17 protein-coding genes are annotated in these 14,732 nt (G+C 73.2%); 13 read left to right on the forward strand and 4 right to left on the reverse strand.

Annotated elements, in window-relative coordinates:
* Positions 1 to 13: 13 nt before the first annotated feature.
* The gene (locus H5965_RS24445) at positions 14 to 610 is read right to left on the reverse strand and encodes a TetR/AcrR family transcriptional regulator (protein ID WP_310972559.1); all 597 of its coding nucleotides are present in this window, start codon (positions 608 to 610) and stop codon (positions 14 to 16) included.
* A 93-nt stretch (positions 611 to 703) separates the two neighbouring features.
* Here H5965_RS24445 and H5965_RS24450 point away from each other — a divergent pair, with 93 nt between their 5' ends.
* From H5965_RS24450 to H5965_RS24470, 5 genes are all read left to right on the forward strand, one after another.
* On the forward strand, positions 704 to 1,201 hold the full coding sequence (locus tag H5965_RS24450) for a PH domain-containing protein (RefSeq protein ID WP_310972560.1): 498 nt from the start codon (positions 704 to 706) through the stop codon (positions 1,199 to 1,201).
* Complete coding sequence (locus tag H5965_RS24455) at positions 1,198 to 2,661, forward strand: PH domain-containing protein (protein WP_310972561.1); 1,464 nt, start codon at positions 1,198 to 1,200, stop codon at positions 2,659 to 2,661. Before H5965_RS24450 ends, H5965_RS24455 begins: the two co-directional genes overlap by 4 nt.
* A 9-nt stretch (positions 2,662 to 2,670) precedes the next feature.
* Positions 2,671 to 3,444: an isocitrate lyase/phosphoenolpyruvate mutase family protein gene (locus H5965_RS24460; protein ID WP_310972562.1), complete on the forward strand. Its 774-nt coding sequence runs from the start codon at positions 2,671 to 2,673 to the stop codon at positions 3,442 to 3,444.
* A 32-nt stretch (positions 3,445 to 3,476) separates the two neighbouring features.
* A complete protein-coding gene (locus tag H5965_RS24465; RefSeq protein WP_310972563.1) occupies positions 3,477 to 4,490 on the forward strand; it encodes an aminotransferase class V-fold PLP-dependent enzyme in 1,014 nt (337 codons plus the stop codon).
* A 112-nt stretch (positions 4,491 to 4,602) separates the two neighbouring features.
* Positions 4,603 to 5,199 (forward strand): hypothetical protein, encoded by a 597-nt coding sequence (locus H5965_RS24470; RefSeq protein WP_310972680.1) that lies wholly within the window; start codon positions 4,603 to 4,605, stop codon positions 5,197 to 5,199.
* A 69-nt stretch (positions 5,200 to 5,268) separates the two neighbouring features.
* Here H5965_RS24470 and H5965_RS24475 read toward each other — a convergent pair whose 3' ends face one another.
* Positions 5,269 to 6,204, reverse strand: a complete 936-nt coding sequence (locus tag H5965_RS24475) for a ferritin-like domain-containing protein (protein ID WP_310972564.1) — start codon at positions 6,202 to 6,204, stop codon at positions 5,269 to 5,271.
* Positions 6,205 to 6,322: 118 nt separating this feature from the next.
* Here H5965_RS24475 and rimP point away from each other — a divergent pair, with 118 nt between their 5' ends.
* From rimP to H5965_RS24515, 8 genes are all read left to right on the forward strand, one after another.
* Positions 6,323 to 6,856, forward strand: a complete 534-nt coding sequence (rimP, locus tag H5965_RS24480; RefSeq protein ID WP_310972565.1) for a ribosome maturation factor RimP — start codon at positions 6,323 to 6,325, stop codon at positions 6,854 to 6,856.
* Positions 6,853 to 7,899 (forward strand): transcription termination factor NusA, encoded by a 1,047-nt coding sequence (gene nusA / locus H5965_RS24485; RefSeq protein WP_043785288.1) that lies wholly within the window; start codon positions 6,853 to 6,855, stop codon positions 7,897 to 7,899. Before rimP ends, nusA begins: the two co-directional genes overlap by 4 nt.
* Before the next feature lie 77 nt (positions 7,900 to 7,976).
* The gene (locus H5965_RS24490) at positions 7,977 to 8,294 is read left to right on the forward strand and encodes a YlxR family protein (protein ID WP_310972566.1); all 318 of its coding nucleotides are present in this window, start codon (positions 7,977 to 7,979) and stop codon (positions 8,292 to 8,294) included.
* Between the two features lie 78 nt (positions 8,295 to 8,372).
* Complete coding sequence (gene infB / locus H5965_RS24495) at positions 8,373 to 11,363, forward strand: translation initiation factor IF-2 (RefSeq protein WP_310972681.1); 2,991 nt, start codon at positions 8,373 to 8,375, stop codon at positions 11,361 to 11,363.
* 71 nt (positions 11,364 to 11,434) lie between these two features.
* Entirely contained in the window at positions 11,435 to 11,728 is a 294-nt protein-coding gene (locus H5965_RS24500; RefSeq protein WP_003083991.1) for a DUF503 domain-containing protein, read from the forward strand.
* Positions 11,729 to 11,747: 19 nt separating this feature from the next.
* A complete protein-coding gene (gene rbfA, locus H5965_RS24505) occupies positions 11,748 to 12,230 on the forward strand; it encodes a 30S ribosome-binding factor RbfA (RefSeq protein ID WP_310972567.1) in 483 nt (160 codons plus the stop codon).
* A gap of 3 nt (positions 12,231 to 12,233) precedes the next feature.
* Complete coding sequence (locus H5965_RS24510; protein ID WP_310972568.1) at positions 12,234 to 13,058, forward strand: alpha/beta hydrolase-fold protein; 825 nt, start codon at positions 12,234 to 12,236, stop codon at positions 13,056 to 13,058.
* Positions 13,055 to 13,531, forward strand: a complete 477-nt coding sequence (locus H5965_RS24515) for a hypothetical protein (RefSeq protein ID WP_310972569.1) — start codon at positions 13,055 to 13,057, stop codon at positions 13,529 to 13,531. The genes H5965_RS24510 and H5965_RS24515 overlap by 4 nt, the downstream gene beginning before the upstream one ends.
* On the opposite strand, the gene H5965_RS24520 is transcribed toward H5965_RS24515, so the two are convergent.
* Together H5965_RS24520 and H5965_RS24525 are read right to left on the reverse strand one after the other, a co-directional pair.
* Positions 13,528 to 14,145, reverse strand: coding sequence for a class I SAM-dependent methyltransferase (locus tag H5965_RS24520; RefSeq protein ID WP_310972570.1), 618 nt, complete (start codon positions 14,143 to 14,145; stop codon positions 13,528 to 13,530). The two genes, H5965_RS24515 and H5965_RS24520, sit on opposite strands and share 4 nt — an antisense overlap.
* Positions 14,142 to 14,684 carry a helix-turn-helix domain-containing protein gene (locus H5965_RS24525; RefSeq protein ID WP_310972571.1) on the reverse strand — a complete coding sequence of 181 codons (543 nt, stop codon included), beginning with the start codon at positions 14,682 to 14,684 and terminating at the stop codon, positions 14,142 to 14,144. Before H5965_RS24525 ends, H5965_RS24520 begins: the two co-directional genes overlap by 4 nt.
* Positions 14,685 to 14,732 lie beyond the last annotated feature (48 nt).

A 14,732-nucleotide genomic window follows, 5' to 3' on the forward strand; every position in this document is an offset into this window, starting at 1 on the left:
CGGGTCGACACGGTCAGGGGGTGAAGAGGCGGTCGAGGTAGTAGTCCACTGTGGAGATCGCCTGGGCCGGGGTGCGGTGGCCCATCAGGATTTCCGAGCCCTGGGAGTCGGCGATCGCCCAGAGGAGGGCGGCCTCGGTCGCGGGGTCGGCCGACGCCGGGACGTCGCCCGCCTGCTGGGCCTCGCGGACCTGGCCGGCGAAGAAGTCCAGGAGTTCCGGCATGCCTTCGCCGAAGGCCTTCGCCATCGCCGGGTCCGCGATGGCCCGGATGAAGTAGGCGACGCCGATGAGGAAGTCGGCTTCGCTGTCGGGGTCGCGCGGGAGGATCTCGACCAGGCACGCGCGCAGGATCGAGCGCGGGGTCGGCGGGCCTTCGGCCAGCACCTTCGCGGTGATCCGCTCGCTGCGGAGCTTGTGCCGGTGCTCGAGGGCGTAGCGCAGCATTTCGTCCTTGGTCTTGAAGTAGTGCTGCACCGAGCCCATCGACATGCCGGCTTCGGCGGCGACCTGGCGCAGGCTGACGCCTTCCAGGCCGGCGCGCGTGGTCAGCCGTTGCAGCGCCTCGGCGATCTGCACCCGGCGCTGCTCGTGGTCCACCTGTTTCGGCACGTCCGCTCCCGTTGTCATGCGATCGCATTGCGAAAACGCGGGCTCCGCCGTTACGATGCGGTCGCATTGTAAAACAATCCCGGGGGGTGTCCGGTGGAGACCGGAAAACTACGGCTGCGGCCACCGCGTCACGCACTCGACCGCCGCGCGATCGCCTGGTGGCGTACGCAGGGGGCGCTGACGTTCGGGCCGGTGGTGCTCGTGCTCGCGGTCCTCGGCCTGCTGATCCCGCCGGCCGCGTTCTGGCTGCTGGCGCCGGCGGCGGTGGTCGCCGTGCTGGGGGTGGCGTGGTGCGCGGTCCTGCCGCGGTGGTGGTTCGGCCTGCACCGCTGGGAGGTGACCGACACGGCGGTGTACGTGCGCTCGGGGTTCCTGTGGCAGGAGTGGCGGGTGGCGCCGCTGTCGCGGGTGCAGACGGTGGACACGCTGCGCGGCCCGCTCCAGCAGCGCTTCGGCCTCGCGACGGTCACGGTGACGACGGCCTCGGCGCGCGGAGCGGTCCGGCTTCGCGGGCTGGACGCGCAGGTCGCGGCGGACGTGGCGGAGCGGCTGACGGAACGCACGGACGCCACGCCGGGGGACGCGACATGAGCGGCGAGCACGAAGCCGGCTGGCGTCGTCTCGACCGGCGCACCCTCGGGGTCACCGCCGTCCTCATGGCCGGCGTCGCGATCTCCGCCGGCACCCCCGTCGCCATCGGCACCCGGTCCCTCTGGCTCCTCCCGGCCGCCGCGCTGCTCGTCGGCGCCGGCGTGCTCGTCGAATACGTCCGCTGGCGGTACACCCGCTTCCGCTGCACCGCCGAGCGCCTCGAAATCGAGTTCCGGTTCGCCGTCCACACCCGCAAATCCCTGCCGCGCGAGCGAATCCGCACCGCCGACCTGACCGCCAACCCGCTGCACCGCGCGTTCGGCGTCGCGACCCTCTCCATCGGCACCGGCCGGCAGGAGCGCATCGCCCTCTCCCCGCTCGCCAAGGCAGACGCCGAAGCGCTGCGCACCGAACTCCTGCACCGCGCACCGTCCACTCACGACGGTCCACTCGCGACACTCGACCCGCGCTGGATCCGGTACGCCCCGGTCTCCTTCGTCGCTCCGACGCTCGGGCTGGCCGCGTTCGGGTCCCTCTTCAAGGTCGCCGACTGGTTCGGGGCCGGCGGCGGCCTCCTCCGCTGGCTCCTCGACCTCTTCGGCGACCTGCCCCTCGCCGTGAGCATCCTGCTCCTGCTGGTTCTCGCGATGGTCATCGGCGTGGCCGGGGCGGTGGGCCTGTTCACCGAAATGTGGTGGCACTACCGGCTCGACCGCGAACCCGGCGGCACCCTGCGCGTCCGCCGCGGGCTGTTCACCACCCGGACGATCACCGTCGAGGAACGGCGCCTGCGCGGGGTCGAACTGGTCGAGCCGCTCGGTGCCCGGCTGGCCGGCGCCGCCCGCGTCGACGCCATCGCCACCGGGCTGGAACGGGACGACGACAAGACCGAGTCCAAGACCCTCCTGCCCGCCGCACCGAGAGCCGACGCGCACCGGGTCGCGGCGCGGGTCCTGGGCGACCACCTCGAGGCCGTCGAGCTGGTGCCGCACCCACCCGCGGCCCGCGGACGGCGGCTGCGCTGGGCCCTGCTCACCGCGTTCACGCCGGTGCTCGTCCTGCTGCTCCTCGGCGCGCTGCTCACCGACGTCCTGCTCGTGCTCGGCGTCGCCCTCGCCGTCGTCGCGCTGCCGGTGGCCGTCCTGCTCGCCCGGGACGCCTACCGCGGCCTCGGGCACGGCCTGCGCGGCCGCTACCTGGTGACGCGCGCGGGCACGGTCCGGCGCAGCACGGCCGTCCTGACGCGGGACGGCGTCATCGGCTGGACCGTCAAGCAGTCCGTGTTCCAGCGCCGTCGCGGGCTCGCGACGTTCACCGCGACCACCGCGGCGGGCTCCGGCGCCTACTCGATCCTCGACGCCGGCGCGGACGAAGGCCTGGAGTTCGCGGCGGACGCCGTCCCGGGGGTGCTGGCGCCGTTCCTCGAGAGTTCGGCGCCCGCCGAAGCGTCGCGGACCTAGGTTCGGGGCATGGACGACTTCCGTGCCCTGCACGTCCCCGGTTCCCCGCTGCTGCTGCCGAACGCGTGGGAGTTCGGCGTCGGCGCCTTCCTCGCCGCGCAGGGCTTCCGCGCCCTGGGCACCACCAGCCTCGGCGTCTCCGCGGCGGCGGGGGAGCCGGACGGCGCGCCCTCGACGCGCGCCGCGACCGTCGCCCTCGCCACCCGCCTGACCCGGCTGGACGTGCTGGTCAGCGTCGACCTCGCCGACGGCTTCAGCGCGGACCCGGCCGCGGTCGCCGACCTCGCGGCCGAGCTGGCGGACGCGGGCGTGGCCGGCGTCAACCTCGAGGACGGCCGGGCCGACGGCTCGCTCGCCCCGGTCGACGTCCAGTGCGCCCTGGTCACCGCGGTCAAGGAACGCGTGCCGGGTCTGTTCGTCAACGCCCGGACGGACACGCACTGGGCCGGCGACCGCTCGCTCGCCGAGGCCGAGCGGCGAGTCCGGGCGTACGCGGCGGCGGGTGCGGACGGCGTCTTCGTCCCCGGCCTCGCCGAGCCGGGGGACGTCGAACGGATCGTCGCCGTCGGCCTGCCGCTCAATTTGCTGTTCCTGCCCGGGAAGGTGACCGTGGCCGGGCTGGCCGGCCTGGGCGTCGCGCGGGTCAGCCTGGGCTCGCTGCCGTACCGGGTCGCGCTGGCCGCCGCGGCCGAAAGCGCACTCGCGGTGCGGGACGGCCGTGCCCTGCCGCTGAGCCCGCCGTCCTACGCCGACGTCCTGGCGCTGCTGCCGAAATCGGGGTGAACCGACCGGCCGGATCTGCGAGCGTGAGGGGTATGCGCGCCTTCGGAACCGACTTCGCCGCCCCGTCCGGATATCTGAACACGCCCAGCGTGGGCGTCCCGCCCGCACCGGTGGCCGAAGCCGTGGCCGAATCGGTGGAACGGTGGCGGACCGGCGCCACCAGGCCCGGGGAGTTCGACCAGTACGTGGCGCGTTCGCGGGCCGGGTTCGCGCGGCTGCTCGGCGTCGAACCGGAGCGCGTCGCGAGCGGAGCGTCGGTCTCGCAGCTCGTCGCCAACGTCGCCGCCGCGCTGCCCGCCGGCACCCGGGTGCTCGCCGCCGAAGGCGACTTCACCAGCGTGACGTTCCCCTTCGCGGTCAACCCCGGCGTCACGGTGACCGAGGTGCCCCTGGACGTGCTGCCGGAGCGGGTCGAAGGCCACGACGTCGTCGCGGTGAGCGTGGTCCAGTCCGCCGACGGCCGGATCGTGGACCTGGCGGCGCTGCGGGCCGCGGCCGAGGCCGCCGGGGCGGCGGTGCTGCTGGACGCGACGCAGGCGGTCGGCTGGCTGCCGCTGGACGTGGCCTGGGCGGACTGGGTGGTGGGCGCCGGGTACAAGTGGCTCTGCTCGCCACGGGGCACCGCGTGGCTCGCGGTGCGGCCGGACGCGCAGGAGCGCACCCGCGCGGTCGCGGCGAACTGGTACGCGGGGGAGGACCCGTGGGCCACGGTCTACGGCCTCCCGCTGCGCCTGGCCGGCGACGCCCGCGCGTTCGACCTCTCGCCGGTCTGGCTGGCCCAGGTCGGCTCGGCCGCGGCCCTGGAGTACTTCGCCGGCCTCGACCTCGCCCAGGTCAGGGCGCACAACGCCGGCCTCGCGGACACGCTGCTGGAGAAGCTCGGGCTGCCGCCGCGCCGGACCGCGATCGTGTCGCTGGACGCCGACCCGGCGCGAGTCGCCGAGGCGGGCGTCGTGTCCAGCGTCCGCGGTGGCCGGGTGCGGGTCGGCTTCCACCTCTACAACACGCTTGACGACGTCGAACGGGTTTTACGCGCGTTCGAGTGAACCGCCGGACGCCGGTGAACTACCGTATGGCCCCGTGGTTGGTGCGCATTTCACCCCAGGCCCGTCCGACACGGCCCCGCTGGGCGCGGTACCCCCGCAGCCCCGCCCGCCCGTGCCGGGCCCGCCGGCTCGTGACACCCGGTCCCTGCTGCTCAAGGGGGCCGGGCTGGTCGCGATCGCCGTCGTCTCCGGGCTGCTGTGGTTCCTGATCCGGCACGACTCGGCGCCGGACGAGCCGGTCGCGCAGCCGCCGGCGCAGAACACCGGGCAGTACAAGTTCACGCTGGTCGCCGGGCCGGCGAAGACGACGGACTGCGTCGAGAAGTCCTACGGCGATACGAAGGCGTTCTTCCAGGACAGCCCGTGCCAGTCGCTGGTGCGCGCGCTGTACACGACGGAGTCGGGCGGCGCGAAGGCACTGGTGTCGGTGGCGCTGGTGGGCATGCCGGACTCGTCGAAGGCGAAGGCGCTCAAGGCGCTGACCGAGCGGGACGGCACCGGTAACGTCACGGACCTGGTGAAGGACAAGACGTTCGCCGGCAGCGGCACCCCGAGCGTGAGCGGCAAGGACGCGGCGTACTCGTCGAAGGTCGACGGCACGAACACGACGATCGTGCTCGCCGACTTCTACGACAAGCACAAGGACGAGAAGCTGATCGAGAGCATCGCCGACGACGCCCTCCGCCTGTCGGCCGACCTCCACTCCTGACCCGGTCCGCCGCGGCCGGTCGTGAGTGTCAAGGCGGGTCAGAACCCGCCTTGACACTCACGACGGGGGTCAGCTCGTCCGGCCGGGCATGGCGATCGCGACCGGCTTCTCGCCCGCCTCGGAACGCCACGGCGTGCCGCGGCGGGAGGCGGCGACCAGTGCATGCAACGCCGTGGTCCGCAACCCCGCGTCGTCGGTGTGGTCGATCACCGCGTGCCAGGCCGACGCGCAGTCCGCCTCGGCCGTCGCCACCACCTGGGACGCCGACTTCGCGTCCGTCACCGGGTTCTTCGGCACGTACGCCGCCTCCGGGGCCACCGGGGTCGCCCCCGCTGCCGCCAGCGCCGTCTGCAGGAAGTCGCGGCGCAGGGCGTGCTCCGCCGCGCCGCTCTTCTCCGCGTCGCCGAACTCGCCCGGCAGGAACGCGCTGACCAGGCCGTACACCCACACCGCGGCGTGCTCGGCCGCCAGCGCCGCCTGCAGCGGGTCCACCGCCTCCGGCGGGATCGCCCCGGCCGGGGCGGTGCCCACCTTGGGCGCGTCCTCGCCCGGGCCCAGCGCCGGGGCGATGCGCTGCAGCGACGCGCAGCCCGCCGCCACCGCCGCGACCAGCCCGGCGCGGTAGCGCGGCAGCCCGCCGACGAGGTCTTCGGCCTGCTTGCGCGCAGCCGCCAGCCGGTCCTTCAGGTCACCCAGCGCGGCGGGCGCCGGCGGCGCGGCGGACGGCGACGGCGTGGGCCGGTTCAGCCGGTCCACTTCGGACTTGAGGGCGGCCGCGTGCGCCGCGCGCGCGTCGGCGAGCTGGCCGGCGGCGTCGGCGTCGGCCCCCTTCGCCAGCGCCCGCGCGGCGTCGGCGTCGGCCTGGGCGGCGGCGAGCAGCGGCTGCAGCGGGTCGGGGCTTTCGTCGTAGCCGGGCCCGCAGGCGGCGAGGGGAACGGCCAGTGCGGCCAGCGCTCCCGCGCGGAGGGCGGTACGACGGGTCAGCTCGGTCGGTCTTCCGGTCACGCCGCCCCATCCTGCCAGGCCCCGGGGCGGCCCCGCCGCTCGCGCGGGGTGAGCGGGCGACCGGATAAGCTGGTCCACCACCGACCCGACCACCCAGCCCGAGCAAGGAGACCCCCACGTGCCAGGAGAACTCGCCAGCCGGCTTCAGCCGATAGTGGCCGAAGCCGTCACCGCCGCGGGTTTCGACCTCGATTCGTTCGAGGTGCAGCAGGCCGGCCGGCGCCAGCTGGTCAAGGTCGTCGTCGACGCCGACGACGGGGTCGGGCTGGACGAGGTCGCCGAGGTCAGCCGCAAGGTCTCGGCGGCGCTCGACGAGAACGACCACGTGCTGGCGAGCGCCTACACGCTGGAGGTCACCTCGCCGGGGCTCGACCGCCCGCTCACCCAGGCGCGGCACTGGCGGCGCGCGCGGTTCCGGCTGGTCAAGGTCACCCCGAACGACGGCGCGGCGTTCATCGGCCGGGTCGGCCACGCGGGCGAACACGCCGCCCGCGTCCTCGAAGGCGGCAAGATCCGCGACGTCCGCTACGCCGACGTGGCGAAGGCGGTCGTGGAGATCGAGTTCAAGCAGCCGCCCGCCGAGGACCTGAAACTGCTCGAAGACGACGCGTCCGGCTCGATCGCGGCCGAGACGGAGAAGGGGTCGAAGTGAACGTCGACATCGCCGCGCTGCGGGCGATCGAACGGGACAAGGACATCCCCTTCGAAACGGTGATCGAGGCCATCGAGACGGCCTTGCTCACCGCGTACAAGCACACCGAGGGCCACCAGCCGCACGCCCGCATCGACATCGACCGCAAGACGGGCCTGGTGCGCGTGCTCGCGCACACGCTGACCCACGACGGCCAGGTCGACGAGGAGTGGGACGACACCCCGGAGGGGTTCGGCCGGATCGCCGCCACCACCGCGCGCCAGGTCATCCTGCAGCGGCTGCGCGACGCCGAGCACGAGAAGACCTTCGGCGAGTTCTCCACCAAGGAGGGCGAGATCGTCGCCGGCGTCATCCAGCGCGACGCCCGCGCGAACGCGCGCGGCATGGTCGTGGTCCAGGTGGGTGACACCGAGGGCGTGCTGCCGTCCGGCGAGCAGGTCGCCGGGGAGTCCTACGAGCACGGCAGCCGGATCAAGGCGTACGTGGTCACGGTCTCGCGCAGCAACCGCGGCCCGCAGATCACGCTCTCGCGCTCGCACCCGAACCTGGTGCGCAAGCTGTTCGCGCTCGAGGTGCCGGAAATCGCCGACGGGACGGTCGAGATCGCCGCCGTCGCGCGCGAGCCGGGACACCGCACGAAGATCGCGGTCAAGTCCACCGTGCCGGGCGTCAACGCCAAGGGCGCCTGCATCGGCCCGGTCGGCGCGCGCGTGCGCAACGTGATGAGCGAGCTGGCCGGTGAGAAGATCGACATCATCGACTACTCCGAGGACCCCGCTCGCTTCGTCGGGAATGCGCTGTCGCCCGCGAAGGTTGTCTCGGTACGAGTCGTGGACGAGCGGGCGAAGACGGCCCGTGTCGTGGTGCCGGACTTCCAGCTGTCGCTGGCGATCGGCAAGGAGGGCCAGAACGCCCGCCTCGCCGCCCGCCTGACCGGCTGGCGGATCGACATCCGCAGCGACGCCGCACCGGCGGACGACGAGGGTGATCAAGACCACGCCCGTCCGCCGCGGCCCGCCGCGACAACCGGTTCGGCTGAGTGAAGGTCGAAGCGCTAGACTCAGGAGTGGTTCGAAGCCCGCGGCGGGTAGCCGAGCACCAGCCCCACCGGAATTCCCCGGTGCGGACTTGTGTCGGCTGCAAGCGGCGGGCATTGATCGGTGAGCTGCTGCGCGTGGTCGCGGTGGCCGGGCGGGTGGTCGTCGACGAGCGTCGGCGGCTGCCGGGCCGGGGGGCTTGGCTGCACCCCGACCCGGACTGCCTGGCCAAGGCCGAACGGCGGCGAGCCTTCCCGAGGGCCCTGCGGGCTCCCGGGGCGGCCGACGCCTCGGAGGTCCGCGAGCACGTCGGGCGCACCACCCCGCACCACGAACCCGGGATGTCCCCGGGGTCGCGAGGAAGCAAGGAAGCAGGTCGACCCGTCATGAGTCAGCCGTGAAGCTGAAGCCATGAGCGTCAGACAATAAGGACGAGGTCAGCGGGTTTTCCGCCTGGCCTCCCCTAGATGAGGAGAGTTGTGCCAGGCAAGGCCCGCGTACACGAGCTCGCGAAGGAGCTCGGCATCACCAGCAAGGACGTGCTCGCGAAGTTGAAGGAACAGGGCGAGTTCGTCAAGTCCGCGTCGTCCACGGTCGAGGCGCCCGTCGCCCGCCGTCTCCGGGACGCGTACGCCCCCAAGGGCGCCAAGAAGCCCACGCCCACCCCCGGCCCGTCGGCGCGCCCCGGCCCGCCGGCCGCGAAGCCCGGACCCGCTGCCCCGAAGCCCCCCGCGCCTGCCCAGCAGGCTCCGGCGGCCCAGGCGGCGCCCGCTCCGGCCGCGTCGGCTCCGGCGGCACCCCAGCAGCAGGCGCCCGCGGCGTCGAAGCCGGCCACCCCGGGGCAGCGCCCCGGCCCCCGGCCCGGCCCGCGCCCGGCTCCGGCCGCACCCCAGCAGCAGGTCCCGGCCGCCAAAGCCGAGACTCCGGCTGCGCCCAAGCAGGACACCCCGGCCGCGCCCGCGCAGGGCACCGGTTCGGTCGTCCCGCCGAAGCCGCAGGGCCCCAAGCCCGGCGGTCCCAAGCCCGGCCCGCGCACGCCGCGCGTCGGCAACAACCCGTTCGGCGTCGGTTCCGGCGCCCCGGCCCCGCGTCCGCAGGCTCCGCGCCCCGGTGGCGGCCAGGGCGGCGACAACCGGCCCCCGCGTCCCGGCGGTGGCGCCGGCGGTGACCGTCCGGCCCCGCGGCCGGGTGGTGGCGCCGGTGGCAACCGGCCGAGCCCGGGCAACATGCCCCCGCGGCCGAACCCCGGCATGATGCCGGGCCGCACGCAGCGTCCCGCCGGTCCCGGCGGCGGCGCCCGCGGTGGCCCCGGCGGCGGCGCCCGTGGCGGCCCCGGTGGCGGCGGTCGTCCCGGTGGCGGCGGCGGTTTCCGCGGCGGTCCCGGTGGTGGCGGCGGCGGTGGCTTCCGCGGCGGTCCCGGTGGCGGCGGCGGTGGCGGCGGCTTCCGCCCGGGTGGCGGCGGTCCCGGTGGGGGCGGTGCCCCGGCCGGTGGCGGCGGCTTCCGCGGCGGCGGCGGCGGTCGTGGCGGCCCCGGTGGCCGTGGCGGTACCGCGGGTGCCTTCGGGCGTCCCGGTGGTCCCTCGCGCAAGGGCCGCAAGTCGAAGCGGCAGAAGCGCCAGGAGTACATGGACAACATGCAGGCGCCCAGCGTCGGCGGCGTCCGCCTGCCCAAGGGCAGTGGCGAGACGATCCGGCTGCCGCGCGGTGCCTCGCTGACCGACTTCGCCGAGAAGATCGACGCCAACCCGGCTTCGCTGGTGCAGGTGCTCTTCCACCTCGGCGAGATGGTCACCGCGACGCAGTCCGTGTCGGACGACATCCTCGAGCTGCTCGGCGGCGAAATGAACTACAACGTTCAGGTCGTCAGCCCCGAGGAGGAGGACCGCGAGCTCCTGGAGACCTTCGACATCACGTATGGCGAAGACTCCGGCGAGGAAGAGGACCTGCAGGTCCGGCCGCCCGTCGTGACCATCATGGGTCACGTCGACCACGGTAAGACCCGCCTGCTCGACACGATCCGGAAGACGAAGGTCCGCGAGAGCGAGGCCGGCGGCATCACGCAGCACATCGGTGCGTACCAGATCGAGACCGAGCTCGAGGGCAACCCGCGCCTGATCACCTTCATCGACACCCCGGGTCACGAGGCGTTCACCGCCATGCGTGCCCGTGGCGCGAACTCGACCGACATCGCGGTGATCGTGGTGGCGGCCGACGACGGTGTGATGCCGCAGACGGTCGAGGCGATCAACCACGCGCAGGCCGCCAAGGCCCCGATCGTGGTCGCGATCAACAAGATCGACAAGGAAGGTGCGAACCCGGACAAGATCCGGCAGCAGCTGACCGAGTACGGCCTGGTCGCCGAGGAGTACGGCGGCGACACGATGTTCGTCGAGATCTCCGCGCGGCAGAACATCAACATCGACGGCCTGCTCGAGGCGATCCTGCTGACCGCCGACGCCGCTCTGGACCTCCGGGCCAACCCGGACATGGAGGCCCAGGGTGTCGCGATCGAGGCGCACCTCGACCGCGGCCGCGGCCCGGTGGCCACCGTCCTGGTCCAGCGCGGCACGCTGCGCGTCGGCGACTCGGTCGTGGCGGGTGACGCCTACGGCCGCGTCCGCCGGATGGTCGACGAGCACAACGTCGACGTCACCGAGGCGCTGCCGTCGCGGCCCGTCCAGGTCATCGGGTTCACCTCGGTGCCGGGCGCGGGCGACACCTTCCTGGTGGTCGACGAGGACCGCGTCGCCCGGCAGATCGCCGAGCGCCGCTCCGCTCGTACGCGCAACGCGCTCAACGCGTCGCGCCGCAAGCGGGTCAGCCTCGAGGACCTCGACTCCGCCTTGAAGGAGACGAACAGCCTCAACCTGATCATCAAGGGTGACAACTCGGGTACGGTCGAGGCCCTCGAAGCCTCGCTGCTCCAGCTGGACGTCGGTGACGAGGTCGAGCTGAACGTGGTCCACCGCGGTGTCGGTGGCGTGACCGAGTCGGACATCGACCTGGCGACCGCGTCCGACGCGATCGTCCTCGGGTTCAACGTCCGGGCCCAGGGCAAGGCGACCGAGCGGGCCACCCGCGAGGGCGTCGACGTCCGGTACTACACGGTCATCTACCAGGCGATCGACGAGATCGAGCAGGCCCTCAAGGGCATGCTCAAGCCGGAGTACGAAGAGGTCGAGCTGGGCCGCGCGGAGGTCCGCGAGGTCTTCAAGTCCTCCAAGATCGGCACGATCGCGGGTTGCCTGGTCATGTCCGGCGAGATCCGGCGCAACGCCCGGGCGCGTCTGCTCCGCGACGGCACCGTCGTGGCGGAGAACCTGCCGATCAGCTCGCTGCGGCGGTTCAAGGACGACGTGGTCGAGGTCCGCGAGGGCTACGAGTGCGGTCTGACGCTCGGTTCGTACGGTGACATCAAGGTCGACGACATCATCGAGACCTACGAGCAGCGCGAGAAGCCTCGCGCGTAAGGATGTCCGGCACCGGGTGTGCGCTTCCCGCGCACACCCGGTGCTTCCCTACTACACCACCAAAACTGCCTATGTTCGTCGGAGCTCTCGAGCTCGACATCCTGCTCGGCGACGTCCATTCGCTGAAGCAGAAGCGATCCGTGGTCCGTCCGGTGCTGGCCGAGGTGCGCAAGCGCTTCGCCGTGTCGGTGGCCGAAGCCGGGCACACCGACCTGCACCGCCGGACTCTCATCGGGGTGGCCGTGGTCGCCGAAGGTGGCGAGCACGTCCGGGACGTGCTCGACTCGTGTGAGCGGTACGTGGCGAGCCGGCCGGAGTTCGAACTGCTTTCCGCGCGCCGCCGGCTGCTCGGTCCGGACGATTAGCACTTTCTAGGAGAACGACATGGCCGATCCTGCTCGGGCTCGCAAGCTCGCCAAGCGGATCTCGCAGATCGTCGCGTCGGCGATCGAACACGAGGTCAAGGACGCCCGCCTGGACTACGTGACCATCACGGACACGAAGGTCACCGGCGACCTGCACGACGCCACGGTGTACTACACGGTGCTCGGCGAGAAGCTGGACTCCGTGCCGGACTTCGCCGGCGCGGCCGCCGCGCTCGAATCGGCGCGCGGGATGCTGCGCACCAAGGTCGGGCAGGGCACCGGCGTCCGCTACACGCCGACGCTGACGTTCGTCGCCGACACGATTCCCGAGGAGTCGAAGCGGATCGAGGACCTGCTGGCCAAGGCCCGTGAGGCCGACGCCGAGGTGGCGCGGCGCGCGGCCGAAGCCCAGCACGCGGGCGACGCCGACCCGTACAAGGCCCCTCGCGAGGCCGAAGACGCCGAAGACGACGAGTTCGCGGAGGAGGAGAGCCGGGGCTGACCCGTGCTCTCCCGCCGCGGCCTGCTCGCCGGCAGCGCACTGGCGCTGCTGGCGGGCTGCTCGTCTTCCCCCGCCGGTCCGCCGCCCGGACCACCCGCGGTGCCGCAGCCGACCGGCCCGGCGCCGTTGCGTGACCCGGTGACGGTCCAGCGCATGCCCTCGGCGGCCCGCGGCACCGACGTCGACCTGGTGCTGATCACCCCGTCCGGGGTGCCGGCCGCGGGGTTGCCGGTCTGCCTCGCCCTGCACGGCCGCGGTGCTCAGGCGCGGACGTTCCTCTCCCTCGGCGTCCCCGACGTCCTGACGGCGGCTGTCCGCGCCGGAACCCCGCCGTTCGCGATCGCGGCCGTCGACGGTGACCACTATTGGGTGAATGTCGGCGGCGGTGACGACCCGCAGCGCATGCTCACCGACGAAGTCCCCGCCTGGCTGGCGGCTCGCGACCTGCGTCCGCCGTCGGCGGTGTTCGGCATCTCGATGGGCGGCTTCGGGGCGTTGCGGTTCGCCCGGGCCCACCCGGACGTGAAAGCGGTGGCGACGGCGAGCGCGGCGCTGTTCGTCAGCTGGCCGGATGCCCGCAGCCGCAAGGTGTTCGCGGACGAAAAGAACTGGCGCGCGGAGGAGCCCCTGCTGCACACTGCCGATCTGCGCCCCGCGGGCCTCGGCGTGTGGTGCGGCGAGTCGGACCCGTTCCTGGGCGCGGATCGCCGCTTGGTGAAGGCGGTTTCGCCGGAAGTGTCCCGGTTTTCGCCGGGCGAGCACAACGACGAGTACTGGCGGGGCGTGCTGCCGGAGATCGTGGAGTTCGTGGGGGAGCGCGTGGCATGACCGACCCGTCCGGCCTGTCCAAGGCGGTGTGGACCGACGCCGACTTCCCGCAGATGGGCTGGCACGACAGCCGCATCCACGCGATCGCCCTCACCGAGGACGACGACCTCCCGCCGGGCCGGCTCTCGCTGGACTTGGACTACCTCGTCCGCTGGGTCGAGCCGGCCCGCCGGCAGAAGCACTTCACGTTCTGGGTCGCCCCGGCCACCCTGGTGTTCGACCAGGCCTGGGACATCACCGGCGACGTCGGCCCCCTGTACGGCGGCTTGGAGGTCGCGGACCTCCACCGCCTCGACCCACCGGACGACCAGCCGTACCCCGCCTGGCACCTGGAGGGGCACGAGTTCGAGCTGAAGTTCCGGGCCCGCGGCTTCCGGCAGTACATCCGCCGGCCGCCGCAGCACGTCGACCGGCAGGTCCTGACCCTGCCCGAGCGCGGGGGACTCAGCTTCGCCGAGCAGGCGTTCGCCTAGGTCCGGGCGAACAGGATCGCCTGCGAAACCTCGGCCGCGGGGTCCAGCGCCCACTCCGCCTCGATCGTGAACCCGGCTTCCCGCACCCGCCGGGCCAGCCACCAGGGCTGCCGCAGGTGGACGTGGACGCGCATCGGGTGCCCGCCATACCCCGACGTCTTCAGCCGCGTGCCCACGCCGACGTGGTAGCCGATCGTCAGCAGCCCGCCCGGCCGCAGCACGCGGTGGAAGTGACTCAGCGTCACCGGCACCGCCTCGTCCGGGACGTGGATCAGCGACCAGGACGCCAGCACGCCCGCGACCGACGCGTCGGGCAGCGGGAGGTCCGTCATCGAGCCCACCTCGAACCGCAGCTCCGGGTGCGAGCGGCGGGCGAGGTCGATCATCCCCGGCGAGAGGTCGATGCCGGACGCGTCGACGCCCAGCGAAGCCAGGTACGCCGTGAAGTGGCCCGGGCCGCAGCCGACGTCCACCGCCGGCCCGTCGACCTGCGTGGCGAACAGCGTCAGCGCCGCCTTGAGGTACGGCTGCTTCTCGAGCGCGTCGGACACGAACTCGGCGTAGCTCGAAGCCACCGTGTCGTACGACGCGGCCGTGTCCGCGAGCCAGGTCATCGCGCGCGCAGACCGTCGAGGACCATGCCGAGCGCGCGCCGCCAGTCCGGGGTGGCGGTCGCGGCCGCGAACACGATCGCGAGGTCGGGCCCCCGGAAGTCCTTCCGCAACGCGCCGGCCTCCTGGGCGCGCGTGATGATCCGGTTCATCCGGGAACCATTGGCTTCCTTGGCTTTCTCCAGCCCCGACGCCGGGTCGAACGTCCGCGAGCACACCTCGGTGAAGCCGCGGTCGGAAACCTGCATCTGCACCGAACGTTCCAGGAACAGGACGAAACCGTCCCACGGGTCTTCGCGGGCGAGGGCCTCGTCCAGCACGGCCTCGGCTTCCTGCAGCGTCGGCAGGAAAGCGGCTTCGACGAGGTCCGCGCGCGTCGGGAACCGGTTGTACAGGGTGCCGATGGCGACCTCGGCGCGCCGGGCGATTTCGTCGAGCGGGGCGTCGACCCCCTTGGCGCCGAACACTTCCCGCGCCGCCGCGACCAGCGCCTCGCGGTTGCGCCGGGCGTCCGCGCGCAGGGGACGGTGCTCGACGCTCACGCTACGCAGTATAGCCGCGTACGCCCGGGCGGCCCGCCTGGTTGCCTT

This window comes from Amycolatopsis sp. 505, assembly GCF_031625235.1.
Taxonomy (GTDB): Bacteria; Actinomycetota; Actinomycetes; order Mycobacteriales; family Pseudonocardiaceae; genus Amycolatopsis.